The sequence below is a fragment of the Methanobrevibacter sp. genome (assembly GCF_045120835.1).
Classification (GTDB): Archaea; Methanobacteriota; Methanobacteria; order Methanobacteriales; family Methanobacteriaceae; genus Methanocatella.
Genome location: NZ_JBGVFE010000087.1, coordinates 47,203 through 61,666, shown reverse-complemented (window position 1 = coordinate 61,666; position 14,464 = coordinate 47,203). Strand labels below are relative to the sequence as shown.

Below are 14,464 nucleotides of genomic sequence, written 5' to 3'. Positions count from 1 at the left end.
AGTTATTTTCTAATCAAAATATATAAATGATGAATGATATAGTGTAATTAGCAACCGGTGATTAAATGTTTGAAAACATGAATAAGACTAAGGCATATGCATTTCTTGCGGGGATATTTTGTGCCTGCATGATTGCATCTAACATATTGGCTACACGAACGCTGGAAATAAGATTCATAGCTTTGCCGTGTTCAATATTGACATTCCCTATACTATTCATAGTTAATGATGTCCTATCTGAAATTTACGGTTACAAACTGACAAAGGATATTATCTATTTGGGGTTCATCATCAATGTTGTGGCTGTTGGCCTATATCAGGTTGCCATGATGTTTCCTTCAAGCAGTCCCAATGCCCCATCATTTGCAGCTCTTCTCTCAACAACTCCCAGACTTTTTGTGGCGGGGCTTATTTCCTATTTGATGGGTAATATTTTAAATTCCAGAGTACTTGTCAAATTGAAGGAAAAATACTCTGATCTGCTTTTTGTACGTGTTATAGTGAGTACTATGATAGGGGAAACTGTCGATTCTGTTATTTTCATTTCAATTTCCTTCTATGGAGTTCTGCCGGATGAATTGATTGTGACCATGATCTGCTGTCAGATAGTGTTCAAGGTACTCTATGAGTTGATATTCTATCCGGTAACTCGAAAAGTGATTTTCAAAATAAGAACATTGGATGAGGGGTCACTGTTTAGCCAGAATTAAAAAAAGAGTTATTGGAAACTCATTCGAGTTTCCCTAGATTAGTTTTTGAATTTCTTCACGAACGATTTTATTTACAAGACCACCATCGGCTTTTCCTTTAAGCTGTTTCATGCACATTCCCATTAAAGGACCCATGGCACCCATCTGACGTTCTTTTACCATTCCTTCATTTTGAGCTACAATGCCGGCAATGATTTCATGCACATCTTCTTCACTCATCATGACCAGATTGTTTTTCTCGGCAATTTCGCCGATGTCCATTTCAGGCGCCTTGATTGTTTCAACAGCTAATTTACGGACACTGTCTTTTGCAATTTTACCATCAGCCAAAAGGGTAAAGATTCCTTTGAAGTGATCTAAAGTTAAGACATTAACGTCATGTCCTTCCCTTCTGATTTCTCTAAGGTCATATGCAAGAAGTGAAGCCACAGGTGTTGCATCAACGTCAACTTCAGCTAATATGTCTTCAAACATGTCGGCCTCTTGCCTTTTTACAAGCTGTGTTGCCAGATCCTCACTTAAATTATACTCTTCAATGATTCTGGCCTGTTTTACGTCAGGAAGTTCAGGCAGGTTGTTTGCAATAGGTTCAATCCTGTCGGATGTAATCTTAAACAATGGAATGTCAGTTTCAAGATACATTCTGTTTGCAGTTGGAAGAGGTCTCATGTATTCGGTATTGCCGTCTTCAAGAGCTTTTCTTGTCTCTTCAACAACACCCTCCAAACCTAGATTTGCTCTTCTTTTAACTTCTTCCAGTGCAGATACTGCAATGTCCTCATCGTGAGCTACAATAATAAATGCGTCATCTTCACCAATGTTTAAGAACTCAGCAACCTTATCAACTTCATCTTGTTTGATTCCATAGGCAGGCAACTCATCGGAGTGGAAAATACCTGCAACACCACGTTTTTTGGCATAGCTTGCAATTTCAGTACCGAATCTCCTTCCAGGCTGTACTTCACGACCTATCAAACCGTCATAGCCTTTTAAAACAACTGCCTTAATGGTTTCAGCTGATTTTAAAATCTTTGATTCGGTATCCTTGAGCACTTCATCCAAGTCATGAATTTCATCAAGAACTTCTGCATTTCTGTTTTGAAGTTCATTTTTAATGTCAATTAATGCAAGTTGTCTTTGAACCTCACGGTTTACGATTTCAGCCATCAAATCCAAGTCCTGAACACCCTTGATTTCCACACGTGCACCTTCGGCAATGGAAATGTTTAAATCCTGTCTGATTGTACCGAGGCCTCTTTTAACGTTGGTACTTCTTAAAATCTGACCAAGCATATATGCAACTTCCCTAACCTGGTCAGGATGGTGCATTGAAGGGTCTGTGGTAATTTCAGCTAATGGAATACCTAATCTGTCAAGTCTGAATTCGGTAAATTCGTCTTTGGTTTCAACTCTTCTTGCGGCATCCTCTTCAAGACCGAGACTTTCGATAACTACCTTACCGTAAGGAGTGTCAAGGTAACCGTCGGTTGCAACCATACCGGTTCTTTGAAATCCTCCGGTGTTACTTCCGTCGATAACCTGTTTACGCATGGTATGAAACTCATCAACAATGTGCATGTTCATAAGACATGCGATGGTAATACAGATATCTAAAGCTTCCTCATTTAGACTGTGAGGAGGTTCATCATCGTTTTCAACAAGACATGTGTGTTTTGCAAAGTTTTCATATTTGAAATTCAGGCCCCTAAGTGATTCCTGAAGTGCAGCACGGTCGATTTCACCAAGCTCTGACTGTGTAGGCCTTAGTTTTCTTTGAACGAGTTCGTCAAAATCATCATCAACAAGTTCTGTTTTACATGGACAGAACAGTTTGTGCTGACTGTTAAGCTGTTGGTGAATTTCAAGTCCCATTTTCAATCCTAGTTTTTCATAATCATATTCCATGCTATCACCTTAGTTTAAGAAATCCTTAATTGTTGATCTTTCTGAAAATTCACCAGCAATGTTAGTTTGCATAATCTCTTTTACTTCTGTGTAATCGTCACTTTGGCCTAACGCCCAGCATAATTTGACATAGGTGGTTTCAGGGGTCATGTCAAGTCCTGATATAACTCCTGCATCCAAAATGTTACGTCCTGTTGAATAAACGTTCATGTTGACTCTGCCGTAAAGACACTGTGAGGTCATGATTACCGGAATGTTTTCATCCTGCGCCCTTTTGAATGAACTTATTAATTCATTTGGAACATGTCCAAGACCGGTTCCTTCCATGACAATACCTTTATATCCTTTATCGATATGATATTCAATGTATTCATTAGATATTCCCGGAAAGCTTTTGATGAATCCGACTTTCTCTTCAATTTGAGTATTCAACTCCAGTTCGTTTTCCCCACGTTTTGTATAATCATAATCGGGATTGATGTTTACTTTCTTGTTTTGGATTTTAGCTATCGGCTGTGCGTTGATGCTTCTGAATGTATCTCTTCTTGAAGTGTGCATTTTTCTGACCTTTGTTCCTTTGTGAAGGTAAGTGTATTCATCATTTAAACTGCCGTGCATACACACACAGACTTCTGCAATGTCTGATTTTGCAGCAACTACAGAATCGATTAGATTGATGTTTGCATCACTTGAAGGTCTGTCTGAACTTCTCTGAGCTCCAGTAATGATGATTGGAACAGGAGTTTTCAGCATGAAGCTCAATGCAGCTGAGGTATAGTGCATTGTATCTGTACCGTGAGCTATTACAACTCCGTCAGCACCGTTTGAGATGTCATTGGCGATCTCTTCTGCCGCTTTTACCCAGTATTCAGGTTTCATGTCTTCACTTAAGATATTATATAATGCTTTGACATTGTAGTTTGCATAATCCAAAAGTTCAGGATTGGCCTTTACAAGGTCTGATGCGGTAAATGCAGGATGCACTGCTCCGGTTCTGTAATCAATAACTGATGATACTGTGCCTCCGGTTGAGACAATTGAAATGTTCTGTTTTGCATCATCATGAGGAATTTCGGTTTCACCAAATCCTATCTTTGGCTTTTCACCTTTCTCAATGAGTTCTGCAGTGGTGTTTTCAATAGCTACGCCAATGTTGTAACCGCTTGACAATTTGATTACAAGATATCCGTCATCTGCATCTTCCGGCCTGTCAAGCAAAATACCGGTATAGGAAATGTCTTCTTTTATGACTTTAATCTTGTCTCCTATACCTAAACCATAGTTTTCTATATAATTTTTAGCATTTTCTTTATAAGTCATCAAATCACACTATGAATTGTTTTTAAGCCATTCCGCTCCGGCTTCTAGCACTTCAATATTCACATCAATGACCTTAGGTTTTGATGCAAACATTTCACGAATGGCATTTTCATAAGATTCACGTTTCAAAGCATCAGTAAGTTCTGTCAATGCACCTAAAAGTGCAGTGTTTGCAGTTCTTGCGTTTCCATGTTCTTCGGCAATGTCAACACAAGGCATTGCAATGACCTTGATGTCTCTGTCTGTTTCAAATTCACCGATATGTGAATCGTAAAGAATTACTCCTCCGTCTTTTACGTCCTGTGAGAACTGTTCAAGGGAAGGTTTGTTTAAAGCAATTAAAACGTCAATGTCATCAACAACAGGAGTTCCTATTGTTTCGTTTGAAATAACAACAGAACAGTTTGATTTTCCCCCTCTCTGCTCAGGTCCATAGCTAGGATACCATGAAACGTGCTTTCCTTCAGCACATGCTGCCTGAGCTATTGTCAAACCGGCACTTAAAACGCCCTGACCTCCGAATCCTGAAACCTTGATGCTTGTTGGTGTGATGCTTTCATCATCAACATAACCTGATTCATCACTTCTTGTAACATTGAATATTTTATCCAATGATTCGGTTGAAAAGTCACTTTCTGGTCTTATGACAGGTTCTTTGATGTATAAGTTATTTCTGAAATTTTTAACAGGGAATTCCTTTTCCATCTGCTCTTCAATGAATTTCTGTGCACTTGCAACATCCTGTTTCAGGTTTGTAGGACAAGGTGAGAGTACTTCAACAAATGAATAACCTTTTCCTTCTTTTTGAACGGTTAAAGCCTGTTTGATGGCAAATTTTGCAAGTCTGATTTTTAAAGGATTAGCAAGGGAAACCCTTTCAATGAACACAGGTGCCTTTAATGTGTTGATTAACTCACACATGTGTGTAGGGTGTCCGGCATAATCAGGATCTCTTCCGGTCTGACAGGTCACTGTCTTTTCACCGATTAAAGTGGTTGGCGCCATCTGTCCACCGGTCATTCCGTAAACGGTATTGTTTACGAAAAATACTGCAATCTTTTCTCCTCTGTTTGCAGCCTGAAGGGTTTCATTCAAACCGATTGAAGCCAAATCCCCATCTCCCTGATAGCTCATAACAATTGCATTATCCTCAGCTCTTGAAATGCCTGTAGCTACTGCAGGTGCTCTTCCGTGAGCAGTCTGGAAGTTTCCACAGTTGAAGTAGAAATAAGCATAAACTGAACATCCCACAGGTGAAATCATTACACATCTCTCCTGTATTCCGAGCTCATCCATACATTCAGCTATTAATTTATGTAAAATTCCATGTCCGCAACCTGCACAGTAGTGAGTAGACTGAATATTTGTTCCTTTTCTTGGATATTCTTCTAAAAGGGACTGTGGATTTCTACGTATCTGCAATTCATAATCTTTATTTTCTTTATCGCTCATTTTTCCACATCCTCTAATCTATAATATTTGGACTGGCCTTTTCCTCACTTCTTTCGGATAGGTCTATGTCTTCATCATCATATCCTGCTATTTCATAAATTTTAGCAAGAATCTGTTTTAGTTCAATCAGGTTTCCACCCATTCTGTTGACTAAATGAGTATCTTCTTTTCTTAATGCTGCAAACTGAACGTCAGCCAGTAATTGTCCGTTACTCATTTCAACTGAAATGAAACTGACTCCTTTGTCTGCCAATTCTTTTACTCTATCAACCGGGAAAGGAGATAATGTAATAGGTCTTAAAAGTCCGACTTTTATGCCTTTCTCACGGCTTTTGTCAACGGAGGATCTTGCAATTCTTGAACTGATACCGAATGATACCAGAACAATATCTGCATCTTCAACCTGGTACTCCTCATATATTACTTCTTCGGCTTCAATTTGAGCATATTTTTCCTGAAGTTTGTAGTTGAAGTCTTCTAATTCATTAAAATCATTATAAATTGATGTAATGAGGTTTTCCATGGTTTCCTTATCACCTTTCACTGCCCATGGCTTGTCATTTTTAGGTTCTATGGCTTTTTCAGGGAATACTAAAGGTTCTGCCATCTGACCTAGGGTACCGTCTGCAAGAACAACTACAGGGTTTCTCCATTTGTCTGCAAGTTCAAATGCTTTCATTGTCAAGTCACACATTTCCTGGACGCTGTTTGGAGCCAGAACTATGTTTTTATAGTTTCCGTGACCTCCTCCCTTAACGACCTGATTGTAGTCTCCCTGTTCAGGTCCGATATTTCCAAGTCCGGGGCCTGCTCTCATGATGTCAACAATAACTGCAGGCAATTCGGCACCTGCAAGAAATGTGAATCCTTCCTGCATTAAACTGATTCCCGGTCCTGATGAGGATGTCATTACTCTGTGACCGGTTCCTGATGCACCATACACCATATTGATTGATGCCTCTTCACTTTCGGCCTGAACAAAGTTTCTTCCAACCATCGGGAAGTATTTTGATGCTTCGTGTAAGATTTCACTTGCGGGAGTGATTGGATATCCAAAGAAACAGTCACAGCCTGCATACATTGCACCAATGACAACTGCAGTATTTCCTTTTACCATTTGATTGCTCATTTAATTTCCCCCTTTACTGGTCACTTTTGCCTTAATCATTTTTGCAACGTCATCATTTCTGATATTTTTTAACTGATGCACTTCAAGCGCCAACGGTTCCGGACAGGTAAAGTAACAGTCTTTACACCCGGTACAGCCGTCGCCACTGTAAACGGCAAACTGGTAACCAGCATCATTCATTTCATCACTAAGGACAATTGCATTTTGAGGACATCCGACGATACATCTCATACATCCTTTGCAAATCTCCTTATTTATAACTGGATAAGATATTTCTTCTGTCATTTATATCATCTGAATTATTTATTGTAATCTTTTTCTCTGATTTCAACTCTTCTTGTTTTACCGCTGATGGTTTCCGGAAGTTCATCTCTATATTCAACCATTCTTGGGTATTTATAAGGAGCTGTTACGTTTTTAACATGATTTTGAATGTCTTTTGTAAGTTGTTCTGACGGTTCAAAGCCAGGTTGCAGGACAATTGTTGCCTTTACGATTTGACCTCTTACTTCATCAGGATAAGCTGTAATTGCACAGTTTGAAACCGCTTCGTGAGACAGTACTGCGCTTTCAACTTCATATGGTCCTATACGGTAACCTGAAGATTTGATAATATCATCGTTTCTTCCGACAAAGTGAACATAACCGTCTTCATCCACCCATGCGGTATCTCCGCAGTGATAGTAACCGTCATGGATTTGCTGTTTGTATTTTTCTTCATCATTAACATAATCTTTGAATAATCCAGGATTTGGACCATCATCAAGTTTGAAACAAAGTTCTCCTTCTTCTCCAATTTCCACTTGTTCATCGTTTTCATCATGTAATTCTAAATTAAATAATGGGGAAGGTTTTCCAATTGAAGCAACCTTTGCATCCAGCCATATGAATGTTCCGATAGATAATGTGGTTTCAGTCTGACCGAATCCTTCTTTAATTCTTAAACCTGAAATATCATAGAATCTGTTGGATACTTCCGGAGGAAGTGGCTCACCTGCAGTGGTGACATAAGTAAGGTTTGAAAAGTCATATCCCTGAATATTTTCCTTAATTAGGAATCTGTAAACTGTTGGAGGGGCACAGAAAGTATTTACTTTGAATTTAATTACATTTTCAAGTAATTTTATTCCATCAAATCTGTCATAATCATAAATAAATATTCCGGTTCCACTAATCCATTGACCATAAATGTTTCCCCATACAGCCTTACCCCATCCGGTATCCGCTGCGGAGTGGTGTATGCCGTCTTCCACAACATTATGCCAGTATTTTGCAGTTGGAATATGTCCTAAAGAGTAAGTGTGTTTATGTGAAACCATTTTTGGCAGTCCGCTGGTTCCTGAAGTAAAGTAGATTAAAAATATTTCTTCAGCATAGGTTTTATCTTCACCGGTTGGTCTTTCAAAGATTGGACTTTCTTGTTTTATTGCTTCGTTGAAGTTTATCCATCCGTCCCTTTCAGTTTCAATCACTAATTTTTTCAAATCAATTCCTAATTCTTCCTGTGCTTTTTCATAATCCGGAAGCAGTGAATCCTCTTCAATAGACACAACCATTTTAACATTGGCCTGACTTAATCTGAAATCGATATCATGAAGTTTTAACATGTGTGTTCCGGGAATGGCGATTGCACCAATTTTATGTAATGCAACCATACAGAACCACCATTCATACCTGTTTTTTAAGGTGAGCATTACACAGTCACCTTTTTTAATTCCTAAACGTTTGAACAGATTTGCAGCTCTGTTCGAATATTCTTTCATATCTTTGAAAGTGAAAGTGTAAGTTTCATCATGGTCATTTGTCCATATTAAAGCTGTTTTATCCGGATCGATTTCAGCATATTTGTCCACAACATCAAATCCGAAGTTGTAATCCTCGTTATATTTTAGCTTAAAGTTTTTAAAAAAGTCTTCATAAGAGCTGAATTCAACTCTCTCTACAAAATTTCCTATTACTGATGTCATTATAATTACTCCATGAATGTTATATGATTACTGCTAAGAATTTAGCGGGTTTATCGTTAAGTGCCACCATTGCGTGTCTGTGTGTTGAATCGAAGAATATTGAATCTCCTTCGTTCAGTATTATTTCGTTATTGTGTATGTAAATTTTCAGTGAACCCTCGAGGACATAGTTGAATTCCTGACCTGGGTGTGAGTTTAGTGAAGGTATAGGGTTTTTTTCGGGATCAACCACTACTATGAATGTTTCAGCTTTTTTGTTGATGAATTTAGAACATAGGTTTTGATGTGTATATTCCTTTCTTCTGTCAACTGAAACTCCCTTGTCCGCACGAGTGACATCAAAGATGCTCATTCTTGATTCTTCACCGGTTAATAATAATCCTAAATCAACTTTAAAAATGTGTGCAAGTTCATATAAGAAACTTGCTGGAATGTCTACTTCAGCGTTTTCATATTGGATATAAGTTTCTTCGCTAATATTCAATTCTTCTGCGATTTCTTTAATTGTAATGTCTGACAATTCTCTCAATTCTCTAATTCTATTTCCAATATCTTTGTTGTATTCATTCATTTTATTAACACCTATTTTTCTAAATTGATTTCATATTATAATATATATTATAACATATTCTAATTTTTGAATCTGAAATTATATAAATGTTATCAAAAATCATTATAAATCGTTACAATTTTTTTCAACATGAAATTTTTCTTTTGATTTTGGGGTGATTAATTTTGGAAAGTTTTAAATACTACTAACAATAATTTTAATTTAAATAATTAAGGAGATTATTAAATGTCATCTAATGAGATTGGTACTAATGTAATTTTCAAAAAGCAATTAGGCCTGAACTATGAAATCGACCAGAAGTATGTTGGTTTAAAAATGAAGGAAAATAATATATTGTCTTTTAATTTTAGAGTTCCGGGAGCTTTAAAAGATGAAGTTGAAGCATATTTCAAAAGATTCAAATTAGGTGAACCTATTTTGGTTGATATTGGTGGAACCGGTGATATCAAATGTGATTTTAAGGGAATTTCTCCGGTCTTGAAAAACAAGGATGAATTCGACCAGTATTTCATATCAGCAACTTTACAGGAAGATAAACAGTATAATCCTTTAGAAGAGGAAAAATGTGAAACTTGTAGTGGATGCGGATTCCACTAATTTATATTCTTTTTTTAGCTATACTGCCTTTTAAGGCCTTTGCATTCTTTTATAATGTATTTTATTAAATATACAGATCCAATTATTGAAATAATGGAACATGGGATAATCCAAGGTAACTGAGGCATTATCGCATCTAGAGTGGTAATGCTCAGGATTGTGGCAACCACGTTATTTATGAAGTGGACGCTCATTGGAACAAGTATGTTGTCTGTTTTAAGGTAGAGTATGCACATGCAGATTCCAAATAAAAAGGCGCTTGTTATTCCGCCGAAGTCATGGCCGATGGCAAAAATGAATGAAGATATTATCATTGCCGGAATGATTCCTGCTCTAATTTTTAATCTGTTAAACAGGACGCCTCTGAAAATCAGCTCTTCCATAAGGGGTGCGAAAACTATTGAACCGATTGCATCAAGAAGAATCACGCTTGAATCAAGGTCTACGGTTTCAACATCCCACATTGAAATCCAATTCGGGTCTCCAAGTCCCATTAGAATATCAAGGTACGATACTAAAAATGTAATTAAAAATGCGAACAGCAAATTGGTTGCAAAAACAAATAGGATTTCCTTTTTTGTATCGTCTTCAAAGAGTTTTTCAAAGTTTCTGTCAAGACCTTTTGAACCTCTCAAAGCCCAAGCAAATAATAATGCTCCAATCAACAGAAATATGATGAAAAACAAATCGTCGGATTCACTTAAATCTGGAAAAATAATTGCTAATATGATAGATAGGATTAGAGTTATGATTATTCCGACAATTAATTCACGAATTCTTATAGTTCTTAATCTAACATTAAAATTTTTAACGCTTTTATCCATGTTTTACCTGTAATCTGGTTTTGAACCAGTTGATTGTTTCAACAAGTTGATCTTCAAAATTGCCGGAATCAATTTTCAGATTGATCTTTTTCATATTTTCCACATCTGCAAGGGAGTGTTTTATGTCTCCAAGGCGTTCCGGAAGATATCTAGGTTTCAAATTGCTTTCTAAAGTATTTTTAACAATCTCATACAATCTGTTTACAGTTAATTTTTCACCGGAGGCTATATTGACAATGCCGTTGTAATCGGATTTGCATGCTGAGATATTTGCTTTTACGACATCCCCAACATAAACGAAATCTCTGGTCTGCTCTCCGTCACCATATATTTCGGCCTGCTTTCCTTCAAGCAGGGCACTGATGAAATTTGGAATTACTGCGGCGTATTGTGAGTTTTTGTCCTGTTTCGGTCCGAAAACATTGAAATATCTCAAGGCAGTATAGTTTAGGCCGTAGCTGTCATAGAATGTTTTCAGATATAATTCGCAGCTTGCTTTGGATGCTGCATATGGGGATGTTGGCATTGGTGGTTCGCTTTCCTTTAAAGGCATATTTCTGTTCTGCCCATAGACTGCAGAAGATGATGAAAATACGATTTTTTCAACATCATTGTTTACTGCAGAGTTGAGAAGCTTTACGGTTGCATTGAGGTTTATTTCATTGCATTCAAGTGGATTTTCCACACTTAATGGAACGCTTGCCATTGCTGCAAGATGAAAAATATAATCAACATCGCAGGTAAACTCGTCAAAATTAATTTTGCAGATGTCTCCTTTGACGAATCTTAGATTTTCATGTTTTGGATATTTTAAATTTTTAATACTTCCTGTGGAGAGATTGTCGATTATAGTAATGTTATTGTTCTCTATCAGGCTATCCACAATGTGTGAACCTATAAAACCTGCTCCACCAGTAATTAATATGTTTTTATTTTTCATTAAGCCACCAATTATTAACTTATGTTATATTTAAGCAATTATATATTATTTTTAAGTAACAATATTTATATATTTTTATATGTATATTATTTAAGTAAGAGGAGTCTAATAATATGTTTGATTTGGTGTTTGATACCTTATATTTTGCTTCGTATAGTAATTTTTACGGGCTTGGCAATATGGGCATATCTTCATTCGATGTTTTTGTGGCTTATATTGTAGCTATTGTTTGTTCCATTATTGTAGCGTTAGTTTTAAGGTTGCCGTTACTTCCTAGCAAACCATATAGGTATTCTTTTGATGTAAGTGCAATTTATCCTACTCCAATAATTGCTGTCGGCATTCTTTCCATATTTTTGGTTTTGAATTATACTTTCATGTATAATGGATTGATTTTGGCAGTTGTTGTTGGTGTCTTGTCTGCACTGTTTGTGAAATATTTATTTGATTTTGTATTTCCAAAACCTCTGGATGAAAATGCGGGAGAGGGTATTGATGAATGAGGTGCTTGGAATAATAATTGCCGCAATTCTATGTTGGTTGAATTTTGTAATTGTGGATACATATTTCGGACTTCCCGAACAGCCTGGTGTAAGAGGGGCTAGGATAATTGGTGAAGACGTTGAGAAAAGAGGAGGAGATATTGCTGGCGGATTTTTCCAAGGAAACATCTTATGTTCTCCTGATGCATCTGCTGGTACATTAATGGCTTCTATTGGATATATGCTTTTAGGAATTCCTGGAGGAATTATAGCGGCATTTTTAGTATTTATTGGAAATAGGTTATGTGCCGATCCGGGATATGCCGGAACTACTGGATGCTTAACAGCTACTGCAATAATATTTTTAGCATCTTTCATAGGTTTAACCCCTGAAATGTTTATTGTGGGAATGGTCATTGCCATATTTACTATTATGGGCATTAGCCAAACCAAAGCATCTTTAGTTTTAGGAAAAATTGCCGAAAAATTCAATAGGCATGCTAAAGAGTGATTATATGTATGTTGAAATTATTGGTATTATAGTCATATTCGTAGCATTAAGGGCTATTGTAACAAAAAATAGGGCTGAAAGACTATTATATTTAAATGTTATAGGTTTTGGAGTTTCTGCAATCATTGCATTATTGATTAACACTCCATTTGCTCTTGTTGTTGCAGCGGCATTCTTTATTTGTTCAACAATTAGTGCTAATGCTATTGCGTATACATTAAAAAGACTAGATGATGAGATACTGTTGGAGTGATTGAAATGGAATTTTTAGTATCACTAATCGCAATAGCTTTAATGGTTATCGGAGCATTCGGCATAATATTTATGAAAAAGCCTTTGGATAAGGTCATAATGTTTTCAATACTTGATGCTGGTTTTGTTTTGGTTGTTGTATTGTTTAAATATTTGGATGTTGCATTGTTTGCAGCTCTGGCAGGTCCTCTGTCAACTGTAGTGTTTATTTTATCTATTGTCAAGATTAAAGAGATAAGAGAAAAGAAACTTGCAAGTGGTGATTTGAATGCTTAGTGTTTCTTTATTTTTCTACTTTGGAATCTTTTTGGCTATTGTAGGAAGTATTGCAACTGCATGGGGACCAGGCGTTAATGACCCTATTGTCAGGACATTCAATACTGAAGTTGCAGCTATCGGAGTCTGTCTGGTGCTGCTGTGTTACAATCATGTTTTGGCATTGTTGACATTACTTGCAACTACAGTCATTATCAGTTTAATTTTATTTAGAGCGATTATTCGTTTAGAAGAGATGGGGGCGGATGTATGAGGATTGGAGTTTTATGGAATAAACTGGCGGATCCTAAAAATATTCCTCGTCTTTTTGCATTTAGCCTTGGAATCATTTTAATTGTTGGATTGGTTGTGCCATTGGCATTAAATCCAGACCAATTATATGTCAGACCTGCTCCTCAGGAGCAAATTGATGAGGGTCTGGCAATTGCACCTTATGACAGAGGTGGGGAACCTTTAAAAGAAGCAGGAGATATCAATCCTCAATATCCGGAAAACGCAGAAAGTTTAGGAATGATAACGGGATACATGTCACCGTTGGCGGAGTGGATATCCTCAATATCACCTTACTTCGGCACATCAATATATTCATCTCCTGGAGGGCTTATAGATGAGATATTGTATTATACAAGGGGTTTCGATACAATACTCGAATCCAGTATTCTGATGATGTCATTCATCATTGCTTCATGGTTATCTATTAATTATACAATGAATAGGAAAAATGATAAGGGTGAAATTAAAAAAGATGTGAAAAAAGCCATTAGCGATTCAGCTAAGGTTGCTCATGAAGTGAAGGCTAATGACGCTAAAGCAAGGTCAAAACAATTGAGGAGGGATAACTGATGATGTATGTTCCTCAAGAGTTTTTAAGTATGTATCTTCCGGCAATCTATGCAGGATTGATTGTCGGGTTCATAGGAACCATGGCAATTGCAATGAAAAGAAAGGAATTGCATATTCTTATCTTAACAGACATTGTAGGTCTTGCCATGATATTTGTGGTTTCTGCTGTTGGAACCGACCTTGCAGAAGCATTAATTTTACCTGGTTTAGTAGTGGAACTGGCTGAAACATTGGCCATTTCTGAAATTTTGATTACAAGAGAAATGCGTAAGATTGAACAGGACCCAAGAGCAAATCTGACAAAATCCTCTTCAATGTTTCCACAGGCATTCTCTTTAGACATGGAAATCATGACCACTGCACCCAATTTCATAGCATTGGTCCTGATTGGATATGGAATTTTCCTGACTGGTTTTACTGGTGGAGCAGTAGCCGGTGGAGGAATCGTACTATATGCATTATCTAAAAAAGCAAGAGGACTTCCGGTATTGATGTTGGATGGCATTGCCGGTGTTTCCGGAATTGCATGGTGTTTATGGATAATAGGATTCTTATTATTCTTTGTAGCACCTCAATACTGGTTATTAAGTTTATTTTTGGCGGCATGCGGATTATTACTAAAAGTAGCTTCCAAAGTAGGTCTGATAGGCCTGCTTATGAGAGAGGATATTGATAATGAGTAGGT

General features: G+C 37.0%; 18 protein-coding genes. 9 read left to right on the top strand and 9 right to left on the bottom strand.

Annotated features, from left to right (window positions below):
* Nucleotides 1-65: 65 nt before the first annotated feature.
* On the top strand, nucleotides 66-710 hold the full coding sequence (locus ACJMLO_RS07915) for a queuosine precursor transporter (protein ID WP_405295600.1): 645 nt from the start codon (nucleotides 66-68) through the stop codon (nucleotides 708-710).
* A gap of 33 nt (nucleotides 711-743) precedes the next feature.
* On the opposite strand, the gene gatE is transcribed toward ACJMLO_RS07915, so the two are convergent.
* From gatE to ACJMLO_RS07880, 7 genes are read right to left on the bottom strand one after another with little or no spacing between them, the layout of a single operon-like run.
* Entirely contained in the window at nucleotides 744-2,615 is a 1,872-nt protein-coding gene (gatE, locus tag ACJMLO_RS07910; RefSeq protein WP_405295598.1) for a Glu-tRNA(Gln) amidotransferase subunit GatE, read from the bottom strand.
* Between the two features lie 9 nt (nucleotides 2,616-2,624).
* Nucleotides 2,625-3,935 carry a Glu-tRNA(Gln) amidotransferase subunit GatD gene (gene gatD / locus ACJMLO_RS07905; protein ID WP_405295596.1) on the bottom strand — a complete coding sequence of 437 codons (1,311 nt, stop codon included), beginning with the start codon at nucleotides 3,933-3,935 and terminating at the stop codon, nucleotides 2,625-2,627.
* Nucleotides 3,936-3,944: 9 nt separating this feature from the next.
* On the bottom strand, nucleotides 3,945-5,387 hold the full coding sequence (locus tag ACJMLO_RS07900) for a 2-oxoacid:acceptor oxidoreductase family protein (RefSeq protein ID WP_405295594.1): 1,443 nt from the start codon (nucleotides 5,385-5,387) through the stop codon (nucleotides 3,945-3,947).
* Nucleotides 5,388-5,400: 13 nt separating this feature from the next.
* Nucleotides 5,401-6,516: a 3-methyl-2-oxobutanoate dehydrogenase subunit VorB gene (locus ACJMLO_RS07895; RefSeq protein WP_405295592.1), complete on the bottom strand. Its 1,116-nt coding sequence runs from the start codon at nucleotides 6,514-6,516 to the stop codon at nucleotides 5,401-5,403.
* Nucleotides 6,517-6,801 (bottom strand): 4Fe-4S dicluster domain-containing protein, encoded by a 285-nt coding sequence (locus tag ACJMLO_RS07890; RefSeq protein ID WP_405295590.1) that lies wholly within the window; start codon nucleotides 6,799-6,801, stop codon nucleotides 6,517-6,519.
* Between the two features lie 14 nt (nucleotides 6,802-6,815).
* Nucleotides 6,816-8,483, bottom strand: coding sequence for an AMP-binding protein (locus ACJMLO_RS07885; RefSeq protein ID WP_405295588.1), 1,668 nt, complete (start codon nucleotides 8,481-8,483; stop codon nucleotides 6,816-6,818).
* Between the two features lie 19 nt (nucleotides 8,484-8,502).
* Entirely contained in the window at nucleotides 8,503-9,054 is a 552-nt protein-coding gene (locus tag ACJMLO_RS07880; RefSeq protein ID WP_405295586.1) for a helix-turn-helix domain-containing protein, read from the bottom strand.
* Nucleotides 9,055-9,279: 225 nt separating this feature from the next.
* Between ACJMLO_RS07880 and ACJMLO_RS07875 the strand changes: the two genes are divergently transcribed.
* Nucleotides 9,280-9,651: a hypothetical protein gene (locus ACJMLO_RS07875; RefSeq protein ID WP_405295584.1), complete on the top strand. Its 372-nt coding sequence runs from the start codon at nucleotides 9,280-9,282 to the stop codon at nucleotides 9,649-9,651.
* Nucleotides 9,652-9,665: 14 nt separating this feature from the next.
* Here the strand turns inward: ACJMLO_RS07875 and ACJMLO_RS07870 are convergent, their stop codons facing one another.
* Together ACJMLO_RS07870 and ACJMLO_RS07865 are read right to left on the bottom strand one after the other, a co-directional pair.
* The gene (locus ACJMLO_RS07870) at nucleotides 9,666-10,475 is read right to left on the bottom strand and encodes a CPBP family intramembrane glutamic endopeptidase (protein ID WP_405295582.1); all 810 of its coding nucleotides are present in this window, start codon (nucleotides 10,473-10,475) and stop codon (nucleotides 9,666-9,668) included.
* Complete coding sequence (locus ACJMLO_RS07865; protein WP_405295580.1) at nucleotides 10,468-11,415, bottom strand: NAD-dependent epimerase/dehydratase family protein; 948 nt, start codon at nucleotides 11,413-11,415, stop codon at nucleotides 10,468-10,470. The genes ACJMLO_RS07870 and ACJMLO_RS07865 overlap by 8 nt, the downstream gene beginning before the upstream one ends.
* Before the next feature lie 113 nt (nucleotides 11,416-11,528).
* Between ACJMLO_RS07865 and ACJMLO_RS07860 the strand changes: the two genes are divergently transcribed.
* From ACJMLO_RS07860 to ACJMLO_RS07830, 7 genes are read left to right on the top strand one after another with little or no spacing between them, the layout of a single operon-like run.
* Entirely contained in the window at nucleotides 11,529-11,918 is a 390-nt protein-coding gene (locus tag ACJMLO_RS07860) for an energy-converting hydrogenase A subunit A EhaA (protein WP_405295578.1), read from the top strand.
* Nucleotides 11,911-12,408 (top strand): hypothetical protein, encoded by a 498-nt coding sequence (locus tag ACJMLO_RS07855; RefSeq protein ID WP_405295638.1) that lies wholly within the window; start codon nucleotides 11,911-11,913, stop codon nucleotides 12,406-12,408. Before ACJMLO_RS07860 ends, ACJMLO_RS07855 begins: the two co-directional genes overlap by 8 nt.
* A gap of 4 nt (nucleotides 12,409-12,412) precedes the next feature.
* Complete coding sequence (locus tag ACJMLO_RS07850) at nucleotides 12,413-12,661, top strand: DUF2109 family protein (protein WP_405295636.1); 249 nt, start codon at nucleotides 12,413-12,415, stop codon at nucleotides 12,659-12,661.
* Between the two features lie 5 nt (nucleotides 12,662-12,666).
* Complete coding sequence (locus ACJMLO_RS07845; RefSeq protein ID WP_405295576.1) at nucleotides 12,667-12,936, top strand: DUF2108 domain-containing protein; 270 nt, start codon at nucleotides 12,667-12,669, stop codon at nucleotides 12,934-12,936.
* Nucleotides 12,929-13,189, top strand: a complete 261-nt coding sequence (locus ACJMLO_RS07840; RefSeq protein WP_405295574.1) for a DUF2107 family protein — start codon at nucleotides 12,929-12,931, stop codon at nucleotides 13,187-13,189. The genes ACJMLO_RS07845 and ACJMLO_RS07840 overlap by 8 nt, the downstream gene beginning before the upstream one ends.
* A complete protein-coding gene (locus tag ACJMLO_RS07835; RefSeq protein ID WP_405295572.1) occupies nucleotides 13,186-13,779 on the top strand; it encodes an EhaF family protein in 594 nt (197 codons plus the stop codon). Before ACJMLO_RS07840 ends, ACJMLO_RS07835 begins: the two co-directional genes overlap by 4 nt.
* Nucleotides 13,780-13,781: 2 nt before the next feature.
* A complete protein-coding gene (locus tag ACJMLO_RS07830) occupies nucleotides 13,782-14,462 on the top strand; it encodes an EhaG family protein (protein WP_405295634.1) in 681 nt (226 codons plus the stop codon).
* The last annotated feature ends 2 nt before the right edge of the window (nucleotides 14,463-14,464 follow it).

What these genes read in the sequence shown, in the direction of transcription:
- ACJMLO_RS07915 (WP_405295600.1), top strand. Translation starts at nt 66, where the DNA reads ATGTTTGAAAACATGAATAAGACTAAGGCATATGCATTTCTTGCGGGG.
- gatE (WP_405295598.1), bottom strand. Translation starts at nt 2,615, where the DNA reads ATGGAATATGATTATGAAAAACTAGGATTGAAAATGGGACTTGAAATT.
- gatD (WP_405295596.1), bottom strand. Translation starts at nt 3,935, where the DNA reads ATGACTTATAAAGAAAATGCTAAAAATTATATAGAAAACTATGGTTTA.
- ACJMLO_RS07900 (WP_405295594.1), bottom strand. Translation starts at nt 5,387, where the DNA reads ATGAGCGATAAAGAAAATAAAGATTATGAATTGCAGATACGTAGAAAT.
- ACJMLO_RS07895 (WP_405295592.1), bottom strand. Translation starts at nt 6,516, where the DNA reads ATGAGCAATCAAATGGTAAAAGGAAATACTGCAGTTGTCATTGGTGCA.
- ACJMLO_RS07890 (WP_405295590.1), bottom strand. Translation starts at nt 6,801, where the DNA reads ATGACAGAAGAAATATCTTATCCAGTTATAAATAAGGAGATTTGCAAA.
- ACJMLO_RS07885 (WP_405295588.1), bottom strand. Translation starts at nt 8,483, where the DNA reads ATGACATCAGTAATAGGAAATTTTGTAGAGAGAGTTGAATTCAGCTCT.
- ACJMLO_RS07880 (WP_405295586.1), bottom strand. Translation starts at nt 9,054, where the DNA reads ATGAATGAATACAACAAAGATATTGGAAATAGAATTAGAGAATTGAGA.
- ACJMLO_RS07875 (WP_405295584.1), top strand. Translation starts at nt 9,280, where the DNA reads ATGTCATCTAATGAGATTGGTACTAATGTAATTTTCAAAAAGCAATTA.
- ACJMLO_RS07870 (WP_405295582.1), bottom strand. Translation starts at nt 10,475, where the DNA reads ATGGATAAAAGCGTTAAAAATTTTAATGTTAGATTAAGAACTATAAGA.
- ACJMLO_RS07865 (WP_405295580.1), bottom strand. Translation starts at nt 11,415, where the DNA reads ATGAAAAATAAAAACATATTAATTACTGGTGGAGCAGGTTTTATAGGT.
- ACJMLO_RS07860 (WP_405295578.1), top strand. Translation starts at nt 11,529, where the DNA reads ATGTTTGATTTGGTGTTTGATACCTTATATTTTGCTTCGTATAGTAAT.
- ACJMLO_RS07855 (WP_405295638.1), top strand. Translation starts at nt 11,911, where the DNA reads ATGAATGAGGTGCTTGGAATAATAATTGCCGCAATTCTATGTTGGTTG.
- ACJMLO_RS07850 (WP_405295636.1), top strand. Translation starts at nt 12,413, where the DNA reads ATGTATGTTGAAATTATTGGTATTATAGTCATATTCGTAGCATTAAGG.
- ACJMLO_RS07845 (WP_405295576.1), top strand. Translation starts at nt 12,667, where the DNA reads ATGGAATTTTTAGTATCACTAATCGCAATAGCTTTAATGGTTATCGGA.
- ACJMLO_RS07840 (WP_405295574.1), top strand. Translation starts at nt 12,929, where the DNA reads ATGCTTAGTGTTTCTTTATTTTTCTACTTTGGAATCTTTTTGGCTATT.
- ACJMLO_RS07835 (WP_405295572.1), top strand. Translation starts at nt 13,186, where the DNA reads ATGAGGATTGGAGTTTTATGGAATAAACTGGCGGATCCTAAAAATATT.
- ACJMLO_RS07830 (WP_405295634.1), top strand. Translation starts at nt 13,782, where the DNA reads ATGTATGTTCCTCAAGAGTTTTTAAGTATGTATCTTCCGGCAATCTAT.